This is a genomic window from Micromonospora sp. DT62 (genome assembly GCF_049847285.1).
Taxonomy (GTDB): domain Bacteria; phylum Actinomycetota; class Actinomycetes; order Mycobacteriales; family Micromonosporaceae; genus Micromonospora; species Micromonospora reichwaldensis.
Window position 1 is genome coordinate 34066 of record NZ_JBNCOB010000009.1, and the last position, 20647, is coordinate 54712.

21 protein-coding genes are annotated in these 20647 nt (G+C 74.2%); 15 read left to right on the forward strand and 6 right to left on the reverse strand.

The window, feature by feature from the left end:
* Window positions 1-7 precede the first annotated feature (7 nt).
* On the reverse strand, window positions 8-364 hold the full coding sequence (locus tag ACPXCB_RS15270) for an STAS domain-containing protein (protein ID WP_091624489.1): 357 nt from the start codon (window positions 362-364) through the stop codon (window positions 8-10).
* Between the two features lie 163 nt (window positions 365-527).
* Between ACPXCB_RS15270 and ACPXCB_RS15275 the strand changes: the two genes are divergently transcribed.
* From ACPXCB_RS15275 to ACPXCB_RS15320, 10 genes are all read left to right on the forward strand, one after another.
* On the forward strand, window positions 528-1385 hold the full coding sequence (locus tag ACPXCB_RS15275) for an STAS domain-containing protein (protein ID WP_425875920.1): 858 nt from the start codon (window positions 528-530) through the stop codon (window positions 1383-1385).
* Entirely contained in the window at window positions 1385-1798 is a 414-nt protein-coding gene (locus tag ACPXCB_RS15280) for an STAS domain-containing protein (protein ID WP_425875922.1), read from the forward strand. Before ACPXCB_RS15275 ends, ACPXCB_RS15280 begins: the two co-directional genes overlap by 1 nt.
* Window positions 1795-2214: an ATP-binding protein gene (locus tag ACPXCB_RS15285; protein WP_425875924.1), complete on the forward strand. Its 420-nt coding sequence runs from the start codon at window positions 1795-1797 to the stop codon at window positions 2212-2214. Before ACPXCB_RS15280 ends, ACPXCB_RS15285 begins: the two co-directional genes overlap by 4 nt.
* Window positions 2202-3230 (forward strand): SpoIIE family protein phosphatase, encoded by a 1029-nt coding sequence (locus ACPXCB_RS15290; protein WP_425875926.1) that lies wholly within the window; start codon window positions 2202-2204, stop codon window positions 3228-3230. Before ACPXCB_RS15285 ends, ACPXCB_RS15290 begins: the two co-directional genes overlap by 13 nt.
* Before the next feature lie 29 nt (window positions 3231-3259).
* Window positions 3260-4588 (forward strand): ATP-binding protein, encoded by a 1329-nt coding sequence (locus tag ACPXCB_RS15295; RefSeq protein ID WP_425876175.1) that lies wholly within the window; start codon window positions 3260-3262, stop codon window positions 4586-4588.
* Window position 4589: 1 nt separating this feature from the next.
* Window positions 4590-6128, forward strand: coding sequence for a SpoIIE family protein phosphatase (locus ACPXCB_RS15300; RefSeq protein WP_425875928.1), 1539 nt, complete (start codon window positions 4590-4592; stop codon window positions 6126-6128).
* A 52-nt stretch (window positions 6129-6180) separates the two neighbouring features.
* Window positions 6181-6756: a TIGR03086 family metal-binding protein gene (locus ACPXCB_RS15305; protein WP_151452599.1), complete on the forward strand. Its 576-nt coding sequence runs from the start codon at window positions 6181-6183 to the stop codon at window positions 6754-6756.
* 84 nt (window positions 6757-6840) lie between these two features.
* On the forward strand, window positions 6841-7377 hold the full coding sequence (locus tag ACPXCB_RS15310) for a PadR family transcriptional regulator (protein WP_425875930.1): 537 nt from the start codon (window positions 6841-6843) through the stop codon (window positions 7375-7377).
* Window positions 7374-8075, forward strand: a complete 702-nt coding sequence (locus tag ACPXCB_RS15315) for an ABC transporter ATP-binding protein (protein WP_425875932.1) — start codon at window positions 7374-7376, stop codon at window positions 8073-8075. Before ACPXCB_RS15310 ends, ACPXCB_RS15315 begins: the two co-directional genes overlap by 4 nt.
* Window positions 8072-9595 carry an FtsX-like permease family protein gene (locus ACPXCB_RS15320; RefSeq protein ID WP_425875934.1) on the forward strand — a complete coding sequence of 508 codons (1524 nt, stop codon included), beginning with the start codon at window positions 8072-8074 and terminating at the stop codon, window positions 9593-9595. Before ACPXCB_RS15315 ends, ACPXCB_RS15320 begins: the two co-directional genes overlap by 4 nt.
* Window positions 9596-9619: 24 nt before the next feature.
* Here the strand turns inward: ACPXCB_RS15320 and ACPXCB_RS15325 are convergent, their stop codons facing one another.
* Complete coding sequence (locus ACPXCB_RS15325; RefSeq protein ID WP_425875936.1) at window positions 9620-9808, reverse strand: hypothetical protein; 189 nt, start codon at window positions 9806-9808, stop codon at window positions 9620-9622.
* Between the two features lie 23 nt (window positions 9809-9831).
* Window positions 9832-10791: a helix-turn-helix transcriptional regulator gene (locus tag ACPXCB_RS15330; RefSeq protein ID WP_425875938.1), complete on the reverse strand. Its 960-nt coding sequence runs from the start codon at window positions 10789-10791 to the stop codon at window positions 9832-9834.
* 61 nt (window positions 10792-10852) lie between these two features.
* On the opposite strand from ACPXCB_RS15330, the gene ACPXCB_RS15335 reads away from it, so the two are divergent.
* From ACPXCB_RS15335 to ACPXCB_RS15345, 3 genes are read left to right on the forward strand one after another with little or no spacing between them, the layout of a single operon-like run.
* Window positions 10853-11437 (forward strand): DinB family protein, encoded by a 585-nt coding sequence (locus ACPXCB_RS15335; RefSeq protein ID WP_425875940.1) that lies wholly within the window; start codon window positions 10853-10855, stop codon window positions 11435-11437.
* Between the two features lies 1 nt (window position 11438).
* On the forward strand, window positions 11439-11876 hold the full coding sequence (locus tag ACPXCB_RS15340; RefSeq protein ID WP_425875942.1) for a VOC family protein: 438 nt from the start codon (window positions 11439-11441) through the stop codon (window positions 11874-11876).
* Between the two features lie 29 nt (window positions 11877-11905).
* A complete protein-coding gene (locus tag ACPXCB_RS15345; RefSeq protein ID WP_425875943.1) occupies window positions 11906-12847 on the forward strand; it encodes a threonine ammonia-lyase in 942 nt (313 codons plus the stop codon).
* A gap of 165 nt (window positions 12848-13012) precedes the next feature.
* Here ACPXCB_RS15345 and ACPXCB_RS15350 read toward each other — a convergent pair whose 3' ends face one another.
* Window positions 13013-15109 (reverse strand): S9 family peptidase, encoded by a 2097-nt coding sequence (locus ACPXCB_RS15350; protein ID WP_425875945.1) that lies wholly within the window; start codon window positions 15107-15109, stop codon window positions 13013-13015.
* Window positions 15110-15199: 90 nt separating this feature from the next.
* Between ACPXCB_RS15350 and ACPXCB_RS15355 the strand changes: the two genes are divergently transcribed.
* On the forward strand, window positions 15200-16549 hold the full coding sequence (locus tag ACPXCB_RS15355) for an FAD-binding oxidoreductase (protein WP_425875947.1): 1350 nt from the start codon (window positions 15200-15202) through the stop codon (window positions 16547-16549).
* 49 nt (window positions 16550-16598) lie between these two features.
* Here ACPXCB_RS15355 and ACPXCB_RS15360 read toward each other — a convergent pair whose 3' ends face one another.
* Entirely contained in the window at window positions 16599-16790 is a 192-nt protein-coding gene (locus ACPXCB_RS15360) for a hypothetical protein (RefSeq protein ID WP_425875949.1), read from the reverse strand.
* 35 nt (window positions 16791-16825) lie between these two features.
* The gene (locus ACPXCB_RS15365) at window positions 16826-18901 is read right to left on the reverse strand and encodes a SpoIIE family protein phosphatase (RefSeq protein ID WP_425875951.1); all 2076 of its coding nucleotides are present in this window, start codon (window positions 18899-18901) and stop codon (window positions 16826-16828) included.
* A 301-nt stretch (window positions 18902-19202) separates the two neighbouring features.
* Here ACPXCB_RS15365 and ACPXCB_RS15370 point away from each other — a divergent pair.
* Window positions 19203-20647, forward strand: a 1445-nt coding sequence (locus ACPXCB_RS15370; RefSeq protein ID WP_425875953.1) for a HAMP domain-containing protein, incomplete at its 3' end; no start/stop codon positions are given.

A 20647-nucleotide genomic window follows, 5' to 3' on the forward strand; every position in this document is an offset into this window, starting at 1 on the left:
GGAACCGTCAGGAGGTGGCCGGCGTGGGATCGCCGGCCACGGCCTGGTCGACCGTCGGGTAGGTGTGCAGCACCTCGACGAGACCGCTCACCTCGAGGATGCGCAGCACGCCCCGCTGCGGGGCGGCCAGCCGTACCACGCCGCCCGCCTCGTCGCAGCTGTTCTTGGCACGGACGAACACCGACAGCCCCGTGGAGTCGCAGAACGAGACGTTCGCCAGGTCGAAGACGAGCCGGCTGCGGCCCTTGTCGAGCAGGTCGGTGATCTGGTCCTGAAGCTGCGGTGCGGTCGCCATGTCCAGCTCGCCCGCGACCGATACGACGACCACGTCGCCGCGCTGTTCCGTGTGCACCGTCAAGGACATTCGCCAGACCTCCTGTTATCGGGGAAACGGTATCCCACGATCGGGGTGGTACGCAGAACGGGATGCGGTATCCGGTGGCCGTCCTCATTCGTTTGCCCTGCGACAAGTAGCGCTCCGACCCCCGGTGATAGAGTCCGCCGTCGAGGTCGAAGGGGGTTTCACCATGGCGTTGAACGCTGAGGAAAGCAGCCGGCTGTCCGGTCTGCTGACCAGTCACGCCGAACGGATCACGCACCGCTGGGCAGAGATCGTCGCCGGGTCCCTGCGCGGGCGACTCAGCCAGGGAGAGCTGCGCCGGCAGATGCAGGAGCTGCACTCTAGCATGATCACCGCCTGCGCCCAGGGCGCCGTCGACCTCGACTCCGAGCAGGCCACGGAGCTGCGCGCCGTGCTCTCCGAGCTGTCCCGTGGGCGCGCCCGGCAGGGCTTCTCCGCCTCCGAGACCTCCTTCAGCGTGTTCGCGCTGAAGGAGGTGCTGCTGGAGCTGATGGAGGCCGAGGGCGGCTCCGACACGCTGCGTGACTACGTCGCCTTCACCGGTCTGATCGACGAGATGGGGCTCTTCACCTTCGAGAGCTTCGTGCGCACCCGCGAGAGCCTCATCGCCGACCAGGCGGAGCAGCTGCTGGAGCTGTCCACCCCGGTCGTGAAGCTCTGGGAGGGCGTCGTCGCCGTGCCGCTGGTCGGCACCCTCGACTCGGCCCGGGCCCAGGTGGTGATGGAGCGGCTGCTCCAGACCCTGGTCGACACCGGCTCGCCCTACGCGATCATCGACATCACCGGCGTACCGGCGGTGGACACCCAGGTCGCCCAGCACATCCTCAAGACCGTGGTGGCCGCCCGGCTGATGGGCGCCGACTGCATCATCTCCGGCATCCGGCCGCAGATCGCGCAGACCATCGTGGCCCTGGGCATCGAGTTCGGCGACATCGCCACCAAGGCCAGCCTCGCCGACGCGCTGCGGCACGTGCTCCGGCTCGCCGGGGTCGAGACCGGGCGCCGCCAGCGCCGGGAGGCCTGATGGAGCGGGTGCCGATCCTCAAGATCGGCGACATCCTGCTCGTCTCCATCCTGCTCGACATGTCCGACCAGACGGCGGTCCAGCTCCAGGACGACCTCGCGGAGCGGATCGTCGCCACCGGCTGCCACGGCGTGATCATCGACATCACCGCCCTGGACATCGTCGACTCCTTCGTCGGGCGGATGCTGTCGACCATCGCGTCGATCTCCAAGGTGCTCGACGCGGAGACGGTCGTGGTCGGGATGCGTCCCGCCGTCGCCATCACCCTGGTCGAGCTGGGCCTGTCGCTCAACGGCATCCGGACGGCGCTCAACGTCGAGCGGGGCATGGAGCTGATCGCGGCGGCCCACGCCGACGAGCATGAGCTCGCGTTCGACGACGAACCGGACGCCGAGACGACGGCGTTGTCATGACCGCCGGAGTCGACCTGGGCCAGCCGCAGGCGCAGGCGATCCGCAGCGACGAGGACGTGGTACGCGTCCGGCAGTTGGTGCGTACCGTGTCGGTGGCGGTCAAGCTCTCGCTGGTCGACCAGACCAAGGTCGTCACCGCGGCGAGCGAGCTGGCCCGCAACACCCTGGTGTACGGCGGCGGCGGCTCGGTCGAGGTGGCCATCGTGGACAACGGCCGGCGGCGGGGCGTGCGGATCGTCTTCGCCGACTCCGGCCCGGGCATCGCCGACCTCGACCTGGCGCTGACCGACGGCTACACCACCGGCGGCGGGCTCGGACTCGGGCTCAGCGGCGCCCGCCGGCTGGTCGACGAGTTCGACATCCAGACCGCCGCGGGTGAGGGAACCCGGATCACGGTCACCAAATGGGCCCGATGAACGACGACGTGGTCTCCGACCGCGGAGTCTGGTACCGGGTCGAGAGCGGCAGCGCGGCGAGCACGGCGCGTCGGGCCGCCGAACGGCTCGGCGCCCAACTCGCACTGGGCGACGCCCGTATCGCCGACCTGTCCATCGTCGCCGCCGAGCTGACCAGCAACCTGGTCAAGCACGCCGACGACGGTGTGGTGCTGCTGCGGCCGGTGCGGCGCGACGGGGAGGCCGGCGTGGAACTGGTCGCCCTCGACTCCGGGCCGGGAATGGCCGACCTCACCGCCTCCTTCGAGGACGGGCACTCCACCGTCGGGACGCTCGGCATCGGCCTCGGCGCGATCGTCCGGCAGGCGAGCTGGTTCGACTGCTACTCCCGGCCGCAACGCGGCACCGTCCTCGCCGTCCAGGTCTGGCCGAAGCCCGACGGCGGGCACGAGCGGCCCTGGGCCGGCGCGCTCAGCCGGCCGATACCCGGGGAGTCGGTCTGCGGCGACGGGTACGCGTGGCGGATCGTCGAGGGCCGGCGCCAGGTGCTGGTCTGCGACGGCCTGGGACACGGCCCGCTCGCCTCCGCCGCCACCGACGCCGCGCTCGACGCGTTCCGCAAGGCGCCGGCGGGGACCCCGTCGGCGGTCGTCGCGCACCTGCACCGCTCGATGTCGCACACCCGGGGCGCGGCGCTCGCCGTGGCCGAGCCGGACCCGTCGGCCGGGGTGCTGCGCTACTCGGGGCTGGGCAACATCTCCGCCGCCGTGATCGGCGGCGACGGCAAGCGGCGGGGCCTGGTCTCGCTGCCCGGCATCGCCGGGCACCAGCGACCCTCGGTCCGGGAGTACGACTACCCCTTCGACGCCGACGCCCTGCTGGTCATGCACAGTGACGGGGTGGTCGACCGCTGGCAGCTCGCCGACTATCCCGGTCTCGCCGACCGGTCGCCCCTGATGGTGGCCGCGACGGTGCTGCGTGACGCCGGCACGCGCCGCGACGACGCCTGCGTCCTGGCCGCCCGGGCCTGGTCGTGACCGGGTCCGCCGGGGCGCCGCTGCTGCAGATGGCGCTGCGGGTCGAACACGACATCTTCGTCGTCCGGCAGCGGGGCCGTGAGGTCGCCGCCGCGGTGGGCCTGGAGCACCAGGACCAGGTACGCATCGCCACGGCGCTCAGCGAGGTCGCCCGCGACCTGCTGCACTCGGTCGGCGGGGCGGAGGTGGCTTTCGCCCTCGTCCACGACGCCGTCGACGGCAGGCGGCACCTGCGGGTGGACCTCGTCCCCGTGCGCCCGCTGCCCGGCGGGCGGTACGAGCCGCAGTCCGGTGCGGTGGCGCGGTTGGTGGACAAGTTGGGCGTGGCGACACGCGAGGGGGCTACGGTCGTGAGGATGTCCCGACGTGTCCCGGTCACCGCAGAGGTGCTGACCCCCGAGCGTCTCGCCGAGCTGCGGTCCGAGCTCGACCGGAACGCCCCGGGCAGCGCCCTGGACGAGCTGACCGCCCAGAACGCCCAGCTCATCGCCGCCCTCGACGAGGTACGCAGCCAGCGCGACGAGCTGGCCGTCCTGAACGAGGAGCTGGCCGAGACCAACAGAGGGGTGATGGCGCTCTACAACCAGCTCACCGAGGAGCTGGAGGAGACCAACCGCGGCGTGGTGGCCCTCTACGCCGAGCTGGACGAGAAGTCCGCGCAGCTGCGCGCGGCCAGCGAGTCGAAGAGCCGGTTCCTGGCGAACGTCAGCCACGAGCTGCGGGCCCCGGTCACCGCGATCATCGGCCTGGGCCGGCTGCTCGGCGACTCCGCCTCCGACCCGCTCACCGCCGAGCAGGCCCGCCAGGTCGGGCTGATCCGCTCCTCGGCGGGCGACCTCCTCACGCTGGTCAACGAGCTGCTCGACCTGGCCAAGGCCGAGTCGGGCCGGATCGAGCCCGACTGGACCGAGGTCGACCTGCGGCCGGTCTTCGGCCAGTTGCGCGGCACGCTGCGGGCCCTGGCGACCCGGCCCGACGTCGAGCTCGTGGTGGAGGAGCCGCCCGTTCCGGCGACGCTGCGTACGGACGAGGTGCTGCTCGCCCAGGTCCTGCGTAACCTGCTGCACAACGGACTCAAGTTCACCGAGCGCGGCGAGGTCCGGCTGCGGGCGGAGCGGCAGGACGAGCGCTGGTCGCTCATCGTCTCCGACACCGGCGCGGGCATCCCCCCGGAGCTGCGCGAGCGGATCTTCGAGGAGTTCTACCAGGTGCCCGGCGCGACCCGGGTCGGCGGAACGGGCCTCGGCCTGCCGTACGCGCGACGGCTGGTGACCCTGCTCGGCGGCAGCCTCGTGGTGTCCAGCGAGCCGGGCCGGGGCAGCACGTTCACCGTCACCCTGCCCGTGGGCGGAGCGTGACGTGGAGGGCGGCCCGGCGACAGTACTGGTGGTCGACGACAGCCCCACCAAGCGCTACCTCCTGGTGAGCTGGCTCTCCCGGGCGGGCTTCGCGGTGCTGGAGGCCGAGAACGGCGCCGAGGCGCTGGCCCGGGTCGGGGTGGACCCGATCGACCTCGTGGTGCTCGACGTGCGGCTGCCCGACCTGAACGGCTTCGAGGTCTGCGAGCGGATCAAGGCGGCGCACCCGGCGATGCCGGTGATCCACGTGTCCGCGCACGCGGTGGACGTGGTGGACCGGGCGCAGGGGCTCACCCGGGGCGCGGACGCGTACCTGGCGGAGCCGATCGAGCCGGAGGAACTGGTCGCCACCTCCCACGCGGTGCTGCGCTACTACCGGGCCCGCCAGCGCGCGGAACTCCTCGCCGAACGGCTCCTCGGCTTGGCCGACACCACCCTGGCGGTGCACTCCGCCCCGAACTTCGCGAGGCTGCTGGAGGCGGCGGCGGCTGGCGCCGCGCAGATCTTCAGGAGCCCGGCCGCCGTGGTCGCCGAGACGTTCGACGGCGACTGCATCGCCGGGATCGCGGACGGCCCCGACGGCACGGCCACGATCGTCGGGTGGATCGTCGACGACACCGGGGTGCCGACCGGGACGACGGTCCGGGTGGACGATCCGGCCGTCTGGGGCCTGGTCGGGTGGCCGGCGGACGACACGGTCACGGTGGCCGCCGCGCGGCTGCGCGAGGACCGGGCGCCGCTCTACGTCGTCGTGCCCACCGCCACGCAGACCGCCCACACCCCCGTGCTGCGGCAGCTCGCCCAGGCCGTGGCGGCGGCCGTGGAGGCGCAGCGCTCCTTCGACGAGGAGCACCGCATCGCGGTCACCCTCCAGCGCAGCCTGCTGCCGCGCCGGATACCGCAGGTCAACGGGCTCGACCTGGCCGTGCGCTACGAGCCGGCGAGCGCGCAGACCGAGGTGGGGGGCGACTTCTACGAGCTGGTGATGCTCGACGGCCACCTGCTGCTGGCGATCGGGGACGTGGCCGGTCACTCGCTGCACGCCGCGACGGTGATGGCCGAGCTGCGGCACGCGGTGCGGGCGTACGCGGTGGAGGGGCACCAGCCGGGCGAGATCCTGCACCGGGTCAACGAACTCATGCGCACCCTGCTCCCCGACGAGCTGGCCACGATCTGCGTGCTGCTGCTGCACCCGCCCAGCGGCCGGGTCCGGCTGGCCAGCGCCGGGCACCTGCCGCCGGCGCTCAGCCTCGACGGCAAGGTGGAGTTCGTGCAGCACTCGGCCCCGCTGCTCGGGGTCCGCGCCCCCCGGCCGCCCGACCTGGAGTTCGTGCTGCCGGCCGGGGCGACGCTGGTGTTCTACACCGACGGGCTGATCGAGCGGCGGGACACCACCATCGACGACGGGCTGGCCGCCCTGGCCGTGGCCGCCACCCGGGTCGACGACGACCTGGACCGGTTCTGCGAACGGCTCCTGGTCGAGCTGGCTCCGCCGGAGATCCACGACGACGTCGCCGTGGTGGCCCTCCGCCGCAACTGAGCCGGCCTCGCGCGGGGCGGCGACGGCGGGGCCACCCTCGTACCCTGAGCTGATGGCCACGAAGACTGGTGATCTGCTCGCAGCTGCTGCACCCCGTGCCGTCGCAGTGGTCCGGGGCGTCTCGGACGACCAACTGGACCTGCCGACCCCGTGCAGCGACTACGCCGTGCGCGACCTGCTCAACCACCTCTACGACGTGGTGGTCAACTTCCAGGCCCTCGCCGGCAGGGGGCAACCCGAGTGGGCGGAGAAACCCGACCACCTGGCCGAGGGCTGGCGGGACCGGTTCGAGGCGGAGACCGCGAAACTGGTCGAGGCGTGGTCGGATCCGGCCGCGCTGGAGGGCGTCTCGCCCGGGATGGGGCTGCCGCAGGAGACGGTCGGCACCATGGTGCTGCTCGACCTGACGGTGCACGCCTGGGACCTGGCCGTCGCCACCGGGCAGCCGTTCCGCCCCGCGCCGGAGGCACTGCCCCCGCTGTACGCCCTGACCGAGCAGATGGGCCCGATGGCCCGTAAGCAGGGCGTCTTCGGGGAGCCGGTGGGGACGTCGTCGTCGGACGCCCCGGAGATCGACCGTCTGCTCGCCCTGACCGGCCGGGACCCGGGCTGGTCGGCGGGCGCCTGACCTCGAAGCGCCACAGGCCCGCGCGGCATCCCCGCCGCGCGGGTCTCCTTGACAGTCACTATTCACCGGGTGAATAGTGACGCGGTGTCCACACCGCACGTGTTGCTGGGCCTGCTGGCCGCCGGCAACCGGCACGGCTACGAGCTGAAGCGCGCCCACGACGAGCGCCTGCCGCGCGCCAAGCCGCTGGCCTTCGGGCAGGTCTACTCGACCCTCGGCCGGTTGCAGCGGGACGGCCTGGTGGCACCCGCCGGGCAGGAACGCGAAGGCGGTCCCGACCGCACCGCGTACTCGCTGACCGCCGACGGCCGGGCCGCGCTCCAGCGGTGGCTCGCCGAGGTCGAGCCGCCGATGCCGTACGTCGCCAGCACGCTCTTCGCCAAGGTGGTCGTGGCGCTGCTGGTGGCCGACGTGGACCGGGCCCGGACCTACCTCGTCGCGCAGCGACAGGCCCACACCGAGCGGCTGCGCGAGCTGACCGCAGTGAAGACGGCGCCCTCGGCCAGCCTCGACGACATCGTCGCGGCCGACTTCGCCATCGCCCATCTCGACGCCGACCTACGGTGGTTGCAGACCACCCTGGGCCGCGTCGCCGACTGGCACCGGGAGGTGCACTCGTGACGCAACTTCAGGCTCGCGGCGTGGTCAAGGCCTACGGGCGGACACCCGCGCTGCGCGGCGTCACCGTCGACGTCGCCGAGGGGGAGATCGTCGCCGTCACCGGCCCGAGCGGCTGCGGCAAGTCCACCCTCCTGCACTGCCTCGCCGGCATCCTGCGCCCGGACGCCGGCGAGGTGAGCTGGAACGGGCACCGGATCGACACCTGGTCCGAGGCGGCACGATCCAGGCTGCGGCGCACCGAGTTCGGGGTGCTCTTCCAGTTCGGCCAGCTCGTCGCCGAACTGACCGCCGCCGAGAACGTCGCCCTTCCACTGCTCCTCGCCGGCACCCGGCGGCGGGAGGCGCGGACGGCGGCGCTGTCCTGGATGGACCGGCTCGGCGTGGCCGACCTGGCCGACGTCCGGCCGGGCGAGATGTCCGGCGGGCAGCAGCAGCGCTGCGCGATGGCACGGGCGCTGGTCACCGAGCCCCGGGTGCTCTTCGCCGACGAGCCGACCGGCGCGCTGGACACGCTCACCGGCGAGCAGGTGCTCGTCCAACTGGTCCGGCTCGCCCGCGAGCAGCGGACCACGGTCGTCCTGGTCACCCACGAGCCGCAGATCGCCGCGTACGCCGACCGCGAGGTCATCCTCCGCGACGGCATGGTCGACCACACCGGGCTCGGCCTCGACGCCCCGCTGCCGGGCAGTCGCCGGTGAGACCGTCGACGCTGGTACGCCTCGCCCTGGCCGGCACCCGCACCGACACCGTCCGGGTGGCGCTGACCGCGCTCAGCGCCGCCCTGGCCACCCTCGTCGCCCTCGCCGCGTTCACCGTGCTGGCCATCCCCACCCCGCCCGCCACCGACGGCAACGGCAGCCGTTGGTCCCACCAGTACGCCAACCAGCTGCTCGTCGAGCCGGGGCTGCGCGGCGGTACGGCCTTCGCCCTGCTGCTGCTCATGATCCCCGTGCTGGCGTTGGCCGGGCAGTGCGCCCGGCTCGGCGCCCCGGCGCGGGACCGCCGGCTGGCCGCGTTCCGGCTGGCCGGCGCCACCCCCGGCCAGGTGACCCGGATCGCCGTGCTGGAGGCCGGCCTGGCGAGCCTGCTCGGCACGCTGGCCGGCGCGTCGGTCCACTTCGTCGGCCGGGAGCTGCTCGACCGGCCCGACGCCCAGGGCCGGCTCGTCCTCCCCACCGACGTGCTGCCCACCCCCGGCGTGCTGGTGGCGGTGCTGGCGGGGCTGCCGGTCGTGGCGGCGCTGGCCACCGCGCTGATGCTGCGCCGGGTGAGCACGACCCCGTTCGGCGTGCTGCGTACGCACCGCCGGGAACGCGGCCCCCGACCCTGGGCGGGCGTCCTCATCGGCGCCGGGCTGGCCGCCTTCCTCGCCGTCGAACCGGTCACCCGCCTCTACGACCGGCGCGACACCGACCCGCCGTCGTGGCTGGTGCCGGCGCTGCTGGTCAGCGGCGGGCTGGCCGCGATGGTCGGGGTGGTCGTCGGCACCGGCTGGATCTCCTGGACGGTCGGGCGGATGCTGCACCGCTACGCCCGGGGGCCGGCCGCGCTGCTCGCCGCCCGCCGGTTGACGGCCGACCCGTGGGCGGGCAGCCGCACCTTCGCCGCCCTGCTGGCGGCGGTGCTCCTCGGCGCGGGCGCGGCCGGGCTGCGGGAGTACTTCGTCGCGGCGGGCGAGCTGAGCCGGCGGACCGGCAGCGGACTGGCCGGCGACGACGGCTTCTACCTGCGGACCATGGACCTGGTGGACCTGGCGGTGGCGGTGGCCATGCTGGTCGCCGCCGGTGGGCTGGTCGTCGCGATGGTGGAGGGGATCACCGCCCGGCGGCGCGCGTACGCGGCCCTGGTGGCGACCGGGGTGCCCCGGCCCACGCTCGGCCGGTCCATCGCCTGGCAGTCGCTGGCCCCCGCCGTGCCGGCGGTGGCCGTCGCGCTCGCCGTGGGCCTGCTGCTGGCCCGGGGGCTCTTCCGGGCACCGACCGTGGAGCACTACAACGAGGCCTGCGACGCCACCGCGCAGCTCTGCGCCGACCCCGCCACCCGGGCGCGCCACACCCGGGTCGTGGCGATGCCGGACGTGACCGTGCCGCCCGACGTACCGCTGGAACAGCTGGCCCTGCTCGGGGCCGGCGCCCTGGCGGGGGTGCTGGCGACGGTCGGCGTCGGCCTGCTCTTCCTGCGCGTGAGCACGGCCGTCGAGGAGCTGCGGGTGACCTGAGCCGCGAGGCGGCCCGGTGCCGCGTCAGGCGGCGAACAGGCCGGCGGAGAGCGCGAGCAGCGTCCCGGCGGCGGCGGAACAGCAGCACACCAGCAGGAACGCGACCACCGCGAGGATCGCCCAGACGCGCCGGTCGCCCGCCGCCGCCCGCCACCCCGACGCCGGTACGCCCTCGGCCGGCTCGTCGTCGTCCACTTCGCCGGCCCCGGTCACCCGGGCAGTCTAGGTGCTGCGGGTCAGCCGGTGCCGGCCATCGCCGCGAGGCGGCGGGCGAGCAGGACGACGGACTCCCGCAGCTCCGGAGGCTCCAGCACCTCCGCCTCGAAGCCCAGCCGGGCCGCGTGCATGGCCAGCCAGTCCAGGTCGTCCCCGCCGATGGCGAGCACGCACCACCCGTCGCGATCGTCCTCGACGCGCCCCACCTGGGGCGGCACCAGCTTCCGCACCTGGTCGGGGTGGGCGCGCACCCGCACTCGGGCGAGATAGCGGTACGGCGCCCCGGTCACGGACCGCTGCACGTAGGCGACCGGATCCGGATGCTCCCTCGCGTGGAAGCGCCAGGTCGTCGCCGCCACCTCGCGCATCCGGTCCAGCCGGAAGGTGCGCCAGTCGGCGCGGTCGACGTCCCAGGCCATGAGGTACCAGCGGCGGCCGGTCGTGACCATCCGCACCGGCTCGACCGTGCGCTCGTGCTCCCCGCCGTCGCGGCCGGCGTACCGGAACCGGACCCGCACGGCGTCGCGGCAGGCCCGCGCGAGCGTCACCAGCACCTCCGCGTCGATCTCGACCGCCGGGCCGACGAGGGTCTCGGTGGCGCCGTGCACGGCCCGCACCTCGGCGCGCAGCCGGGCCGGCATCACCTGGTCGAGCTTCGTGAGGGCCCGCAGGGCCGCCTCGCCCGCCCCGGTGACCGTGCCTCCCGAGGCCAGCCGCAGGGAGACGGCCGTCGCGATCGCCTCCTCGTCGTCGAGGAGCAGCGGCGGCAGCCGGGTGCCCGCGCCGAGCTGGTAGCCGCCGCCGACGCCCGCCGTCGCGTGCACGGGGTAGCCGATCGCGCGCAGCCGCTCCACGTCGCGGCGTACCGAGCGGTCGGTGACCCCCAGCTCGGCGGCCAGCTCGGTGGCGGTCCAGGACGGCCGCCGCTGCAACAGCGCCAGCAGGCGCAGGACCCGCTCGGTCGTCGCCTCGACAGTCACCGGCTCATCGTTACACGGATAACGGAACGATCCTGTCCGCTATCCACGGGAGGCTGGGACCATGACCGACCAGACCTGGAATCCCCTGCTCCGTGACCAGCTCGCCTGGCACTGGGCCAACCAACTACGCGACCGCCTCGACGGACTCACCGACGACGAGTACTTCTGGGAGCCGGCACCCGGCTGCTGGAACGTGCGCCCGCGCGGCACCGGTACCGCACCGTTGCAGGCGGGGGCCGGCGGGATGACCATCGACTTCGCGATGCCGACACCCGACCCGGCACCGTTCACGACGATCGCCTGGCGACTCGGGCACGTGATCGTCGGCGTGCTCGCGGTACGCAACGCCACGCACTTCGGTCGCGCGCCCACCGACTACCAGTCGTTCGAGTACGCCCCGACCGCGACCGGGGCGCTCGACCAGCTCGACACGGAGTACGCCAGGTGGCAGGCCGGGGTCGAGTCCCTCGGCGAGAGCGGCCTCGCCCGGCGCTGCGGGGAGGCCGAGGGCCCGTACGCCGAGCGTTCCCTGGCGGAGCTGGTGCTGCACATCAACCGCGAGCTGATCCACCATCTGTCCGAAGTGTGCCTGCTGCGGGACCTCCACCTGCACACTCATGGGCAGACCCGACAGGAGGCGAGCTGAGATGGCGCGCGACGTCCAGATCACTTTCGACTGCGCCGACCCGGCCGGGTTGGCGGCGTTCTGGGCCGATGTCCTCGGCTACCAGTTGCAGGCCCCGCCCGGGGGCTTCGAGACGTGGGAGCAGGCACTGGAGGCGATGGGCGTGCCGCCCGAGAACCGCAACGACGCCTCGGGGCTGGTCGACCCCGAGGGTGCCCGGCCACGGCTGTTCTTCCAACGGGTACCGGAGGGGAAGCAGGCCAAGAACCGCGTACACCTCGACGTGCGGGCCGCCCCCGGGCTGGAGGGTGACGCGCGGATGGCGGCCCTGGAGGCGGAGGCCGAGCGGCTCGTCTCCCTGGGCGCCACCCGGCTCCGGCGCCACGAGCCCGAACCCCCGCTCGGCGCCGGCCACATCGTGATGGCCGATCCCGAGGGCAACGAGTTCTGCCTCGACTGATCGGCCGCGCGATCGGGCAGGATGGGCCGATGGAGCTGGTCTCGATCGACGACGTCCGGAACGCCGCCGCCGACATCGCGGGCATCGTGTCGCGTACCCCGCTGATGCGCACCGGGTGGGATCCGGAGCTGTGGCTCAAGCCGGAGAGCCTGCAACCGGTGGGATCGTTCAAGCTGCGCGGCGCGACCCACGCGGTCGCCCGGCTGACGCCCGAGGAGCGGGCGCGCGGCGTGGTCACCCACTCCTCCGGCAACCACGGCCTGGCCCTGGCGTACGCGGCCCGCGCGGCCGGTGTGCCGTGCCGGATCGTGGTGCCCGAGGGCGCCCCGGCGGCGAAGGTGGACCGGATCCGGGCGCTGGGCGTCGAGGTGCTGCTGGTGCCGCCGCCGCAACGCGGGCCGGAGGCGGAGCGGATCGCCGCGACGACGGGTGCGGTGCTGGTGCCGCCCTTCGACGACCGGCGCGTCATCGCCGGGCAGGGCACGGTCGGGCTGGAGATCGTCGAGGACCTGCCCGACGTCGACGTGGTGCTGGTGCCCGTGGGCGGCGGCGGGCTCTCCTCCGGCGTCGCGACCGCGGTCACCGCCCTGCGCCCGGCAGCGACGGTGATCGGCGTCGAGCCGGAACTCGCCGCCGACGCGCGGGAGTCGCTGGCGGCCGGGTCGGTGGTGGTGTGGGGCGAGGAGCGCACCTACCGGACGATGGCCGACGGGCTGCGCCTGCCCCCGTCCGAGCTGACCCTCGCCCACCTGCGGGCCCGGCTCGACCGGATCGTCACGGTGACCGAGGAGGAGATCCGCGCCGCGATGGGTCGACTGGTCTCCGACGCCCGCCTGGTCGTGGAGCCGAGCGGCGCGGTGGCCGTGGCCGCCCGGCTGTTCCGCGCCGCCGAGCTGCCGCCCGGCCGTACGGTCGCCGTGGTCACCGGCGGCAACGTCGACCCGGCGGTACTGGCGGGCGTGCTGGGCTGAGCGGGCGCCGGGCGTGCTGCGCTGAGCGGGCGTCGGGCGTGCTGCGCTGAGCGGGCGTCGGGCGTGCTGCGCTGAGCGGGCGTCGGGCGTCCTGCGCTGAGAGCGTCAGGAAGGGCACCTTCCTGTGCGGAATCCGTCAAGAAGGTGCCCTTCTTTACCTGCAGGTCAGGCGCGGCCGAGGCGGTCGAGGATCCAGGCGTTGACGAACGCCTCCTCGCGCCAGGAGTCGTAACGGCCGCTGGGGCCGCCGTGGCCGGCGCCCATCTCGGTCTTCAGCAGGTAGTCGCCCTGCGGGGCGACCGCCCGCAGCCGGGCGACCCACTTCGCCGGCTCGTGGTAGAGCACCCGGGTGTCGTTGAGGCTGGTCACCGCGAGGATCGCCGGGTAGTCCACCGCCCGCACGTTCTCGTACGGCGTGTAGGACTTCATGTACGCGTAGACCTCCGGGTCGGCCAGCGGGTTGCCCCACTCCTCCCACTCGGTGACGGTCAGCGGCAGCGACGGGTCGAGGATCGAGGTGAGCGCGTCCACGAAGGGCACCTGCGCGACGATCCCGGCGAACGCGTCCGGGGCGATGTTGGCGACCGCCCCCATCAGCAGCCCGCCGGCCGAGGCGCCCCGGGCCACGAGCCGGTCGCTGGTCGTCCAGCCCGCCTTGACCAGGTGCCGGGCGCAGGCGACGAAGTCGGTGAACGTGTTCTTCTTGGCCAGCAGCTTGCCCTGGTCGTACCAGCTGCGGCCCAGCTCGCCGCCGCCCCGGGTGTGCGCGACGGCGAAGATGACGCCCCGGTCCAGCAGGGAGAGCCGGGCGATGCCGAACCACGGGTCCATGCTCGCCTCGTACGAGCCGTAGCCGTAGATCACGCAGGGGGCGGAGCCGTCCTTCGGGGTGCCGGCCCGGCAGACCAGCGAGATCGGCACCCGGGTCCCGTCGTCGGCGAGCGCCCAGTCGCGGTGCTGCTCGTAGTCGGCCGGGTCGTACGCCCGCCCGTCCGGCCCGGGCTTCACCGGCTTCTGCCGGCGCAGCACCATCTGCCGGGTGACCAGGTCGTAGTCGTAGACCGAGTCGGGGGTGACCAGCGAGGCGTAGCGGAGCCGGATCTGCCCGGTGCGGTACTCCGGGTTGTCGTGCAGGCCGACGCTGTAGAGCGGCTCCGGGAAGTCGATGTCGAAGGCGTCGCCGCCGCCGACGGGCAGCACCCGCAGCCCGGTCAGCCCGTTGGTGCGCAGCGAGACGACCAGGTGGTCGGCGAAGGCGTCGACGGCCTCCAGTCGGGTGCCGGGCGAGTGCTCGATGAGCGGCACCCAGTCGCCGGGCGCGTCCGCCGACGTGTAGGCCAGCGCGAAGTCCTCCGCGCCGTCGTTGTGCAGGATCAGGAAGCGGTGCCCGTGGTGCTCGACGGTGTATTCGACGCCCTGCCGCCGGGGCGCCACGGACGCCGGGGCGCCGGTCGGGTTGCCGGCCGGGATCACCAGCACCTCGCTGGTGATCTTGCTGTGCACGTCGATGAGGACGAACCGCTCCGAGCGGCTCAGCTCCACGCCGACCCAGAACCGCTCGTCGTCCTCCTGGTAGACCACCACGTCCTCGGTGGACGTCGTGCCCAGGGTGTGCCGCCAGACCCGGTTGGGGCGCCACGTCTCGTCCACCGTCACGTAGAACAGCACGGAGGCGTCGGTGGACCAGGCGGTGCCGTAGAACGTGTCGGGCACCTCGTCGGGCAGCAGCTCGCCGGTGGACAGGTCCTTGACCCGCAACGTGAACCGCTCGTCGCCGGAGAAGTCCGTGGAGTAGGCCAGCCACCGCCCGTCCGGGCTGACGTCGAACGCGCCGAGCGCGAAGAAGTCGTGCCCCTCGGCGAGCAGGTTGCCGTCGAGCAGCACCTCCTCGCCGTCGAGCGGCGCGCCGTCCGCGCTGACCGGCGGCTCGGTCTCGCCGTCGCGGACCGCCCGGCGGCACTGCACGCCGTACTGCTGGCCCGCGACCGTCCTGGTGTAGTACCAGTAGCCGCCCTTGCGGCCGGGCACCGACAGGTCGGTCTCCTGGGTGCGCCGGCGGATCTCCTCGAACAGGTCGGCGCGCAGCCCTTCGAGATGCGCCGTCCGGGCCTCGGTGTACGCGTTCTCGGCGGTCAGGTAGGCGATCGTCTCCGGGTCGTCCTTGGCGGTGAGCCAGGCGTACTCGTCGACGACGGTGTCGCCGTGGTGGGTGCGCTCGCTGGGCACCCGCTTCGCCGTGGGCACGGGGGTCTCGGTGGTCACGGCGCCACGTTACCGGCCGTCCGCCGCCCGTCGCGCGGCCTCGTCGGCGACCCGCCGCCCCATCTTTCGAACATGTGTACGATGGCCGGCATGGCGGCTGCAGCGAGTTCCACCGACCGGCCCGGAGCCCTCGACATCACGCGGCGGTTGACGGAGATCTGCGGCCCGCCGTTCGCCCGCTTCGCCGGCCCCGCCGACGAGGTGGCCGGCCGCCCGGCCCGCTGGGTGGCCGTCCCGGGCGGTACGCAGGCGGCGGCCGAGGTGCTGCGGCTCGCCGCCCGGCACGACCTGACGGTGGTGCCGCGCGGCGCCGGCACGAAGATCGACTGGGGTGCCGCCCCCGACCGGGTCGACATCATGCTCGACACCGGCCGGCTCGCCGGGATCGGGCACGAGCCGGTCGGCGCGCCCACCACAGAGGTCGGGGCCGGCACCCCGCTGCGGGCGGTGCAGGCCACTCTGGACCGCACCGGGCAGCGCCTGGCGCTCGACGCCCCCTCGCCCGGGGCCACCCTCGGCGGCGTGCTCGCCGCCGGCGAGGCGGGACCGCTGCGGCACCGCCACGGCAGCCCCTGCGACCAGCTCGTCCGGGTGCGCTACCTCGACGCCGACGGCGAGCTCGTCGACGCCGGGGGCGGCGCGGCCGGGCTGGAGCTGGCCCGGCTGCTCTGCGGCTCGCAGGGGGCGCTCGGCGTGCTGGTCTCCGCGACCCTGCGGGTGCAGGCCGTCCCGGCCGGCCGGATCTGGGTCAGCCGACCGGTGTGGACCCCGCTGGAGGTGCATGACCTGGTCCGCACCGTGCTCGCCGCGCGTCTCGACCCGGCGGCGGTCGAGCTGGACCTGCCGGCCGGCGCGGGACCCCGGCCGCGCCAGGGCAGCCGGGCCGCCGCGATGGCCGCGCACCCGTCCATGGCGGGGCGCGCCGGCGGCGGCCCGGCCGGCGCCGGGCGGCTGGTGGTGCTGCTGGAAGGTGGCCCGGCCGATGTCGCCGAGCGCGCCGACCGGCTCGTCGCGCTCCTCGGCCCGGGCGCGGCCGCCAGCCACGCCGCGCCCGAGTGGTGGCGGCGCTATCCGTTCGGCCCGGGCGACACGGCGCTGCGCATCGAGGTGCCGATCGCCGACCTGCACGCCGCCGTCTACGCGCTGCGGGACGCCGCCGGCGGTCCCGTCCCGGTGCGCGGCTCCGCCGGCCTCGGCGTGGTGCACGCGGCCCTGCCCGGTGCCATGTCCCCCGACCGGGTGGCGTCGATCCTGGCCGCCGTCCGTGGCGTGCTCCTCGCCCGGCAGGGCCGGTGCGTGGTGGTCTCCGCGCCGGCGGCCGTCCGGCGGGCCGTCGACCTGTGGGGCGAGCTGGCCGGGCTGGCCCGGCTGCGCGCGGCCAAGGAACACCTCGATCCCCACCGCCGCCTCGCCCCGGGCCGCCTCCCGGGCGGCCTCTGACCGCTCCGGCCGGCTCCCCGGCGCGAGCGGGGCGGGAGGGCGGCGTGGCTCAGTCCATCCACCATCGGTGCAGGTCGGCGCCGGCCGGCGTGAAACGGCTCGCGGCCACGACCACCGCGCCCACGGTCAGGGCGAGCAGCAGCCGCCACGTGCGGCGGAACATGGCCGACCGGTCCCGGGCCAACAGGACCACGGCGTGCACCGCCAGCAGCGGCCCGGCGCCGGCCCGTCGACGCCGCACGGTGCCGCGACCCGTGCCGGCCCGGCCACCGCTGCTCAGGTCGCGTCGTTGCGGAGCACCAGGATGGCGATGTCGTCGCGGGGCGCCTCGGCCGAGAAGCCGATCGCCGTCGAGCGGAGCCGGGCCGCGATCACGTCGGCCGGGTAGCCGGCCAGCGGGGCGGCGGCGTCGCGCAGCCGCTCGGTGCCGAACAGCTCCCGGCCGCGCCGCCGCTCGGTCACCCCGTCGGTGTAGAAGACCAGCGAGTCCCCCGGGGCGAGTGGCACCTCGGCCGTCGGGGAGGCGATCGAGTCGAGCAGGCCGAGCGCGGTACCGCCGACGCCGACGAAACGCGCCCCGCCGCCGGCGGGCAGCAGCACCGGCCGGTCGTGGCCGGCGAGGTGCAGGGAGACGTCGAGCCGGTCGCCGTCGCCGGGGCCGACCGCCGCCAGGGCCAGCGTGCAGTAGCGTCCGCCGCCCCGCTCGAGCAGCGTCTCGTTGACCCGGGCCAGCGCCTCCGGCAGCGGCTTGCCGTCGCCCACCAGCACCCGGATGACGTCGCGGACCAGGCCGGTGACCGTCGCCGCCTGCACCCCCTTGCCCGAGACGTCGCCGATCACCACCAGCCAGCGGCCGTCCGGCAGGGGCACCACGTCGTAGAAGTCGCCGCCGACGTCGACGTCGCCGCCGGTCGGGACGTACTCGGCGGCGAAGCCGATGCTCTCGACCACGGGCAGCACCGGCGGCAGCAGCGACTGCTGGAGGGTGTGCGCGACGCGCCGGCGCTCGGCGTGGATCCGGGCGTTCTCGATCGCCAGCGCCGACCGTCGGGCGACGTCCTCCAGCACGGCGACCTCGTCCGGGTCGTGCCGGTGTCGCTGGTGCCGGCCGACGGCCAGGGTGCCCAGCCGCTGACCCCGCGCGATCAACGGGACGGCGAAGCCCTCCATCGGCGCGCCGAGCGGCATCTGGGTGCCGTTGCGGGACGCCTCGCGCAGCCGGGCCTGGACCGAGTCCGGACCGGTCTCCGCGAGCACCTGGTGCAGCTGGGGCAGCACCGACTCGTCGGCGTGGCTGGCCGCCGCGAGGCGGAGCCGGCCCCACTCGTCGGTCGTGTGGACCGCGCACCACTGCCCGAGCCGGGGCACCACGAGCTGGGGGACGAGCGCCATGGTCAACTCGACGTCCAGCGACTGCGCGAGCAGCTCGCTGGCCTCGGCGAGGAAGGTCAGCCAGGCCTGCCGGCGGACGTCCGCCCGGCGTAGCCGGTCGTTCTCCAGGTGCAGCGAGAGCCGCTCGGCCATCAGCACGGCCAGCGGCCGGGCGTACGCCGACGGGGCCGCGTCCAGCTCCAGCTCGCCGGCGTACGGCCGGTGCACGGCCAGCGCCACCCGGAGCAGCTCGTTGCCGGGCCGGGGCTGGCGGCCGTACCGGGCCAGCACCTGGGTGCCCTGCCCGTCGCCCCGGTCCAGCCGCACGGCCCCGCCCGCCGCGCCGACCATCTCCGCCACCCGGGTGAGCAGGCTGGTGGCGAAGTCGGGCAGCGGATCCTCGGCGTACGGGTCGGGGGTGGTCTGCATCAGCTCGCTCATGGCCCCGGCGCTCGGCGCGGAACTCTCCGGGGTCGCCGGTGCGCCGCCTCCGGCGGTCGCCGCGTCGGGTACCCGCGCGTGCCGGGTGCCCGTGGCCGGGCCGGGCAGGTCCAGCCGGAACCACACCCCCTTGCCGGTGGGCAGGTAGGTGGTGCCCCAGCGGCTGGCGAAGTGGTCGACCAGCAGCAGCCCTCGGCCGCGCTCGGAGACCTCGTCGATGTCGGTGGCGTCGTTGCGGACCCCGACGGTCAGCTCCTCCACCGGGCCGGCGGCGAAGTCGGACACGGTGACGGTGATCCCGACCGGGTCGGCGACCACCTCGACGTCCAGTTCGGTGCGGGCGTGCTCCACCGCGTTGGTGGAGAGTTCGGTGGTGAGCAGCATGGCCTCGTTGGCCAGTTCATCCAGGTGGGCCTCGGTGAGGACGGACCGCACGAGGGCCCGCGCCGCGGCTGGCGTACGCCGGTCTGCGGGGAGCCGGACGCGCCGGACGTGCTCGTCTCGGCCCCCGGTCGCCGCGGGCCCCGCCTCCGCTGACACCCCCGTATCCTCCACCGCCACCCGTGCGGGTGCCAAGCCGATGCCCGTACGCGCGCCCCCCGCCGCCGCCCTCCCGCCTCGTCGATCATGCACTTGTGGTGGGCGATCGATGCGCTTTCGACCCGATCCGTCAGGCACCACAACTGCATGATCGGCGCCGGGGGCGGGGCCGGCGGGGCGGGGTGGGGGCGGGTGGGGGCGGGTTGGGTCGGGCGCGTGGACGTGGCGCGGACGAGGCCACGGGCACAATGGGGGCATGACCGGTGTCGGCAGGAGCCGGTGGCCCCGAGCTGAGCGAGGAATGATGACCACGAAACAGTCGGCGACCGTGGACCAGTCCGCGCCCGACCACGAGGCGCTCCTCGGCGAGCTGACCGAGGCGCTGCGGCGGGTGCGCGGGGGCGACCTGAAGGTGCGGCTGCCCCGCCGGGCCGGCCGCGCCGGTGAGGTCGCGGACGCCTTCAACGAGGTCGTGTCGCTCCAGGAGCAGCAGTACCTCGACCTGCGGCGGATCAGCCGGATCGTCGGCCGGGACGGCCGGCTCACCGAGCGCCTGGACGACGAGGGGCTGGACGGCTCCTGGGCGGAGGGGCAGCGGGCGGTCAACTCGCTGATCGACGACCTGGGCCGGCCGACCACCGAGATCGCCCGGGTCATCGTCGCGGTCGCCGACGGTGATCTCTCCCAGCACATGGCCCTGGAGATCGACGGCCGGCCGCTGCGCGGTGAGTACCTGCGCATCGGCCGCACGGTCAACACGATGGTCGACCAGCTCTCGTCCTTCTCGAACGAGGTCACCCGCGTCGCCCGGGAGGTGGGCACCGAGGGCAAGCTCGGCGGCCAGGCCGACGTGCGCGGTGTCGCCGGCACCTGGAAGGACCTCACCGACTCGGTGAACACCATGGCGTCGAACCTGACCGGCCAGGTGCGGTCGATCTCCCAGGTGGCGACGGCGGTGGCCAAGGGCGACCTGTCGCAGAAGATCACGGTCAGCGCGCGCGGCGAGGTCGCTGAGCTGGCCGACACGATGAACTACCTCACCGACACCCTGCGGCTCTTCGCCGAGCAGGTGACCCGGGTGGCCCGCGAGGTGGGCACCGAGGGCAAGCTCGGCGGCCAGGCCGACGTGCCGAACGTGGCCGGCACCTGGAAGGACCTGACCGACAGCGTCAACTCGATGGCGTCGAACCTGACCGCCCAGGTCCGCAACATCGCCCAGGTCTCCACGGCGGTGGCCCGGGGCGACCTGTCGCAGAAGATCACCGTGGCGGCGCAGGGCGAGATCCTGGAGCTGAAGGACACCGTCAACACGATGGTGGACCAGCTGTCGTCGTTCGCCGACGAGGTGACGCGCGTCGCGCGCGAGGTGGGCATCGAGGGCAAGCTGGGTGGTCAGGCCCAGGTGCGCGGCGTCTCCGGCACCTGGCGGGACCTGACCGAGAACGTCAACCAGCTCGCCGGCAACCTGACCAGCCAGGTGCGCAACATCTCCCAGGTCTCCACCGCCGTGGCGAAGGGCGACCTGTCGCAGAAGATCACGGTCGACGCCCAGGGCGAGATCCTGGAGCTGAAGAACACCGTCAACACGATGGTGGACCAGCTGTCGTCGTTCGCCGACGAGGTGACGCGGGTGGCCCGCGAGGTGGGCACGGAGGGCAAGCTGGGTGGGCAGGCCCAGGTCAAGGGCGTCTCGGGTACGTGGCGGGACCTGACGGACAACGTGAACTCGATGGCGTCGAACCTGAC